The sequence below is a fragment of the Streptomyces sp. NPDC041200 genome (assembly GCF_055591805.1).
Genome location: NZ_JBVIZF010000102.1, coordinates 1 through 5480, shown reverse-complemented (window position 1 = coordinate 5480; position 5480 = coordinate 1). Strand labels below are relative to the sequence as shown.

The 5480-nt window shown below is 73.7% G+C and carries 6 protein-coding genes and 1 pseudogene; 3 read left to right on the top strand and 4 right to left on the bottom strand.

All coding sequences use genetic code 11. The features are described from left to right. Positions 1-177: 177 nt before the first annotated feature. Positions 178-513 (bottom strand): annotated as a pseudogene (locus ACZ6CL_RS42695) (hypothetical protein); the annotation flags it as partial. Between the two features lie 35 nt (positions 514-548). Here ACZ6CL_RS42695 and ACZ6CL_RS42690 point away from each other — a divergent pair. Beyond that, the gene (locus ACZ6CL_RS42690) at positions 549-1043 is read left to right on the top strand and encodes a Rieske (2Fe-2S) protein (protein ID WP_468946924.1); all 495 of its coding nucleotides are present in this window, start codon (positions 549-551) and stop codon (positions 1041-1043) included. On the opposite strand, the gene ACZ6CL_RS42685 is transcribed toward ACZ6CL_RS42690, so the two are convergent. Then, the gene (locus ACZ6CL_RS42685; protein ID WP_468946923.1) at positions 1030-1659 is read right to left on the bottom strand and encodes a cysteine hydrolase family protein; all 630 of its coding nucleotides are present in this window, start codon (positions 1657-1659) and stop codon (positions 1030-1032) included. The genes ACZ6CL_RS42690 and ACZ6CL_RS42685 overlap by 14 nt on opposite strands. Before the next feature lie 109 nt (positions 1660-1768). On the opposite strand from ACZ6CL_RS42685, the gene ACZ6CL_RS42680 reads away from it, so the two are divergent. Continuing rightward, positions 1769-2236, top strand: a complete 468-nt coding sequence (locus tag ACZ6CL_RS42680; RefSeq protein WP_468946920.1) for a pyridoxamine 5'-phosphate oxidase family protein — start codon at positions 1769-1771, stop codon at positions 2234-2236. A gap of 22 nt (positions 2237-2258) precedes the next feature. On the opposite strand, the gene ACZ6CL_RS42675 is transcribed toward ACZ6CL_RS42680, so the two are convergent. Together ACZ6CL_RS42675 and ACZ6CL_RS42670 are read right to left on the bottom strand one after the other, a co-directional pair. Next, complete coding sequence (locus tag ACZ6CL_RS42675) at positions 2259-3164, bottom strand: LysR family transcriptional regulator (protein ID WP_468946917.1); 906 nt, start codon at positions 3162-3164, stop codon at positions 2259-2261. An 87-nt stretch (positions 3165-3251) separates the two neighbouring features. Continuing rightward, on the bottom strand, positions 3252-4586 hold the full coding sequence (locus tag ACZ6CL_RS42670) for an aminotransferase class I/II-fold pyridoxal phosphate-dependent enzyme (RefSeq protein WP_468946914.1): 1335 nt from the start codon (positions 4584-4586) through the stop codon (positions 3252-3254). Positions 4587-4623: 37 nt separating this feature from the next. On the opposite strand from ACZ6CL_RS42670, the gene ACZ6CL_RS42665 reads away from it, so the two are divergent. Next, positions 4624-5337 (top strand): pyridoxamine 5'-phosphate oxidase family protein, encoded by a 714-nt coding sequence (locus tag ACZ6CL_RS42665; protein WP_468946911.1) that lies wholly within the window; start codon positions 4624-4626, stop codon positions 5335-5337. Positions 5338-5480 lie beyond the last annotated feature (143 nt).

The window sequence follows — 5480 nt, the reverse complement described above, 5'->3', positions numbered from 1 at the left end:
TCCGGCACGCGTGGCCAAGCCGACGGCGAAGTCGAGGAGCTCTCGGTCAGCGGGCGGAGAATCGAATGTGTGATCCATCCGCTGAGCCTGTCACGACCGCGAGCACCGCGAACATGCGGGATCGCATCCAGCAGCGGTATCAGCGGGGTGACGTCGTGACGGTTTCCGGCGGTCAGGGATGTGCTCGCTGTCCGCGCCCCGCGGGGGCGGGGTCTGTCCGGCGAGCCGGAACAGGTGGCCGCGCTCATCGAGGGAGAGGTGGAGTCCTTGCGCGATGGAGGCGACCATCTGCTCGGACCGCTGGGGGCCGCGCTCCCGCTCCAGCCGCGCGTAGTAGTCGACGCCGAGCGCGGCGGGTTCTATGGGCCGCGCGATTCCCGGCGGAGGCGGACATCGGATCATGCCCAGCCCGCCCCGGAGCGCGGGACGGGCGGCGCCGCGGGGAGCACCGGTATCTGAACGGCGCCTGGCTATCGCGCCGACGGTTGAACATGTGAGCACCGAGCCGCGTATGGAATCAAAACGTCCCTGGATCAGGAGGCACCACCATGACGCAGCCGGAAACCACCGGATGGGGCACCACCCGTCGCGCCGTCGTCTCCGCTGCCGGAGCGGCCGGGCTGGCCGCCGCCCTCACGGCCTGCGGTAAGGAAGACGGCAACGACTCGGGCGGCTCGCAGAATGCCGGTTCCGCACAGGAGTCGGCCGAGGCCGGGCAGCCGGGCGCGGGCGGCGACACCTCGGGGGGCGGGGGCGGGATGGAGCTGGCCAAGACCTCCCAGATACCGGAGGGCGGCGGCATGGTCTTCAAGAATCACAAGGTCGTGGTGACCCAGCCCTCCGCGGGGCAGTTCAAGGCGTTCTCCTCGATCTGCACCCACCAGGGGTGCTCGGTCGGCGACGTGTCGGACGGCACCATCAACTGCCCGTGCCACCAGAGCAAGTTCGACATCAGTGACGGCAGCCCGAAGGGCGGACCGGCCACGAAGGCGCTGCCCGGCGCCAAGATCACGGTGGAGGGCACCTCGATCAAGATGGCCTGACCGCCTGCCAGCAGGCGATGACGTCCTCGGTCGAGGTGACGGTCGCGACGAGGGCGAGGGTATGACGGACCATCGCCGGGGTGTACGAGGCGGGCACCCCGGCGATGGCGTCCTCGGGCACCACGGCCGTATAGCCGAGGTTGACCGCGTCGAAGACGGCGTTGGGTATCGCCACATTGGCCGACACGCCGACGATGACCAGGGTCCGGCAGCCCAGATTGCGCAGCAGCGCGTCCACTCCGGTCCCGGCGAGCGGCGACAGGCCGTGCAGCCGCCGTACCACCAGATCCTCCGCGCCGACCGGAACCGGTTCGGCGATCCGTACCGCGTCGCTCCCGGCGAGCTGCCGCACCGGCAGCCGCTCGGCGGCCCGGAACAGCCGCGCGTTGCGGTTCGCGCCGCGCCCGTCGGCGCGCCGCTCGGCCACCGCGTGCAGCACCTGTACGCGCGTGTCGTGGGCGGCCGACACCAGCCGGGCGACACGCCCGAGCGCCCCGGACTCCCGGGCCTCGGCGGCGAGTTCGGGCAGCGCGCCGTCCGGCCCCACGACGCCTCGCTGGCATTCCACGGTGAGCAGGGCGCAGCCCTCGGGGCGCAGCAGTGCGGACAGCGACACGTCGGCCTCCTGGCTTCTCGCGCCGGGTTCTCTCGCCGGGCTTCTCGCGCCGGGAGCCGGGAGCGTAACGGCCATTGCCTATGGAGGGAAGAGTCGCGATTCTGTGCGGATGACCGTCACCCAGCGGCGGGGACGCCGCATCATGATGACCGCGGCCGAGCTGGACGCCTTCCTCACCGAACAGCGCACGTGCCGGGTCGCGACCGTGTCCGCGGACGGACGGCCGCACATCAGCGCGCTGTGGTTCGGCTGGGACGGCACGGCCCTGTGGCTGTACTCCCTGACCCGCAGCCGCCGCTGGGCCGAGCTGCGCCGCGATCCCCGGCTCTCGGTGATCGTCGACGACGGGCACGACTACAGTGAGCTGCGCGGCGTCGAGCTGAGCGGCGAGGCCGTCTTCGTCGGCGAGGCCCCGCGCTCGGGCGCGCCGTGTCCCGAACTCGACGCGCCGGAGCGGATGTTCGCGGCGAAGTACTTCGGTCTTGACGCCATGCCGCACGACGGGCGCCACGCGTGGCTGCGGCTGACCCCGGACACGGTCAGCTCCTGGGACTTCCGCAAGCTGCCCCAGGGCTGAGCGCGCCGCACCACCGGCCCGGTCAGCCGACGATCTTCTCCCCCACCGACCGCAGCACCTCCACCGCCGCGCGGATGGAGGGCCTGCGGTCGGCGTCGGCGCGCCAGATCGCGTAGACGTGCCGGCGCATCGAGGGCGGGCTCACCGGCACCATGCGCACGCCCTCGGGCACCGGACCGCGGCCGAGCCGGGGGATGACGCCGACCCCGAGCCCGGCGGCGATCAGCGCGAGCTGGGTCTGGTGCTCCCGCGCGGTGTGCCGGATGTGCGGCTCGATGCCCTTGCCGCGCAGGGTCACCATCAGCCAGTCGTAGCAGAAGCCGCCCTCGGGCCAGGAGATCCACTCGTCGTCCACGAAGTCCTCCGGCTCGACCGCGCAGCGGTCGGCGAAGGGGTGGCCCGCGGGCATCGCCACGTCCACCAGGTCGTCCAGCAGCGCCGCCTTGACCAGCCCGTCGGGCACCGGCAGCGGCTTGTTGTACCAGTCGAGGACGACCGCCAGGTCGATGTCGCCGCGCACCACCGCGGGCACCGACTCGTCCGGCTCCATCTCCTGCAACCGGGCGCGCAGCTCCGGATGGTCGGCCCGCATCCGCTCCAGCGCGGCGGGGAAGAGGCCGCGGACGGCGGTCGGGAAGGCACCCAGCAGCAGCTCGCCGACGGCGTGTCCGCGCTGCGCCTCCAGGTCCGACTGGGCCAGCTCCACCTGGGACAGGATCCGCGCCGCGTGGTCGGAGAGCAGCCGCCCGGCATCGGTGAGCCGCACCCCGCGGCCGTTCTTGGCGAGCAGCTGCTGCCCGGTCTCCCGCTCCAGCTTCGACAGCTGCTGGGAGACGGCCGAGGTCGTGACGTGCAGTCCTTCGGCCGCACCGCTCACGGAGCCGTGCCGGGCCACGGCGTACAGGGTGCGCAGGCGATCCAGATTCATGTAAGCGATGCTACGCGATGCAGCGCTTGCGTTACCGATTGTTCTTAGAAGTTGTAGTCCACAAGGGTATCCTCGTCGGCACCGGCCTCAGTCCACCCGGCCCGCCGGGGCCGGGCCCCTCGTCACCGCCGAGGCCACCGCGTCGGCGAGCCCGGCCACCTCATCGGCGCGCAGCGGAGAGACCGTCAGCCGCAGACCCGGTCCCGAGGCCACCCGGAACCGGGCGCCCGGGGCGGCCGCCCAGCCCGCGGACAGGAGGCGGGCCACCGCGCCCGTCTCGTCGGGCACCGGGACCCAGACGTTCATCCCGCTGCGCCCGTGCGCGGCGACGCCCCGCTCCCGCAGGGCTGCCACCAGGGCGTCGCGGCGCGCGTCGTACGACGCCGCGACCGCCGCCGCGTCCACCGCGCCGGTGCGCCACAGATGCGCCACGGTGTCCTGCAGCAGATGGCTGACCCAGCCGGGGCCGAGCCGCTGCCGCCCGCGCAGGCGGTCCAGGGTGACGGTGTCGCCGGTGAGCACCGCGAGGCGCAGATCGGGGCCGTAGGCCTTGGCGGTGGAGCGGACCAGGGCCCAGTGGTCCGTGCCGCCCGCGAGCGGACGCAGCGGCAGGTCCACGATGCCGTGGCCGTGGTCGTCCTCGATGAGCAGCACACCGGGGTGACCGGCGAGGACGGCGCGCAGCTCACGGGCGCGCGCCGCGCTCACCGCCGCGCCCGTCGGATTCTGCGCCCGGTCGGTGACGACGAGCGCCCGCGCCCCCTGACGCAGCGCCCGCTCCACCTCCTCCGGCAATGGCCCGTCGTCGTCGAGCCCGACGGGTACGGTGCGCAGCCCGAGCGCCGGGATGAGGTCGAGCAGGCTGCCCCAGCCGGGGTCTTCGACGGCGACCGCGTCACCGGGCCGCAGATGGGCGGCGAGGACGCGCTCGATGGCGTCGAGCGCGCCGGAGGTGACGGCGACGGGCCCGTCCGGCACGCCGTCCGCGTCGAAGGCGGTACGCGCCGACTCGCCGATACCGGGGGCGACCCCCGGCGCGCCGTACAGCGTGGGGCGCCCGGCGGCGCGCGCCGCGGCCTCAGCGAGGGCCGGGCCGAGCGGCGGCAGCAGGGCGGGATCGGGGTTGCCGGTCGCGAGGTCGCGGGCGCCCGGGGCCTCGACCCGGAGCCATTCGCGGGGCGTGCTCGCGGGGCGCGCCCGCACCCGGGTCCCCCGGCGGCCCGCCGTCTCGACCACTCCACGCTCACGCAGGACGCGATAGGCGGCCGCGACGGTGTTCGGATTGACGCCCAGCCGCGTGGCCAACTCCCGCTGCGGCGGCAGCGATTGGCCGGGCGACAGGGCACCGGCGCCGACCGCCCGCTCCACACTGGCCGCGATTTCCGCCGCACCACGTCCTTCGATCGGATATTCTCCTAGCACAAAACACAGTATGCACTAGTGCAATAGGAGTGCGCAAATGAGTGCGACCACCGAGCCGGGCGAAAACACTGAACCGGACGCCACCGAACGGGACGACCCCGCCTACGCCGCGACCGACCGCACCATCCCGACCCGCGCCCGGGAACGCGCCTCGTACGACAAGGACGTGGTGCACGCGATCCTCGACGAGGGATACATCTGCCATCTGGGCTTCATACGCGACGGCGCCCCGGTCGTCCTGCCGACCCTCTACGCCCGGTCGGGGAACCGCCTCTACGTCCACGGCTCGACCGGCTCGCGCCCCCTGCGGATGGCGGGAGCCGAGGACCCGGGGCTGCCGGTGTGCCTGACGGTCACCCACCTCGACGGCCTGGTGCTCGCCCGCTCGGCGTTCCACCACTCGCTCAACTACCGCTCGGTGGTGGTGCACGGCACCGCCCACCAGGTGCGGGACGAGGCCGAGCGCGCGGCCGCGCTCGACGCGCTGGTGGACCATGTGGTGCCGGGCCGTGCCGCCGACTCCCGCCCCGCGAACGCGAAGGAGCTGGCCGCCACCGCCGTACTCCGCCTCGACCTCGACGAGGTCTCCGCCAAGATGCGCACCGGCGGCCCCAACGACGAACCGGAAGACATGGCGCTCCCGTACTGGACTGGCGTGGTCCCGGTCGCCCGGACGTACGGCGCGCCGGTCCCCGCGGACGACCTGGCGCCCGGCACGCCCGTACCCGGCTACGTCGCGTCGCTGAGCTGACCGGGTAGCTGAGACCTGCCCGGTAGGCACCCGTAGCGCGGCCGGGCCCCGCCGCGCTACGACGCCGGGTCCCCGGGGTGGTTCTCCGGGGGTTCGTCCGCCGTCGCGCGGGGGTGCCCCCACTCGGACGCGGCGGGCGCGGT

What these genes read in the sequence shown, in the direction of transcription:
- ACZ6CL_RS42665 (WP_468946911.1), top strand. Translation starts at nt 4,624, where the DNA reads ATGAGTGCGACCACCGAGCCGGGCGAAAACACTGAACCGGACGCCACC.
- ACZ6CL_RS42690 (WP_468946924.1), top strand. Translation starts at nt 549, where the DNA reads ATGACGCAGCCGGAAACCACCGGATGGGGCACCACCCGTCGCGCCGTC.
- ACZ6CL_RS42675 (WP_468946917.1), bottom strand. Translation starts at nt 3,164, where the DNA reads ATGAATCTGGATCGCCTGCGCACCCTGTACGCCGTGGCCCGGCACGGC.
- ACZ6CL_RS42680 (WP_468946920.1), top strand. Translation starts at nt 1,769, where the DNA reads ATGACCGTCACCCAGCGGCGGGGACGCCGCATCATGATGACCGCGGCC.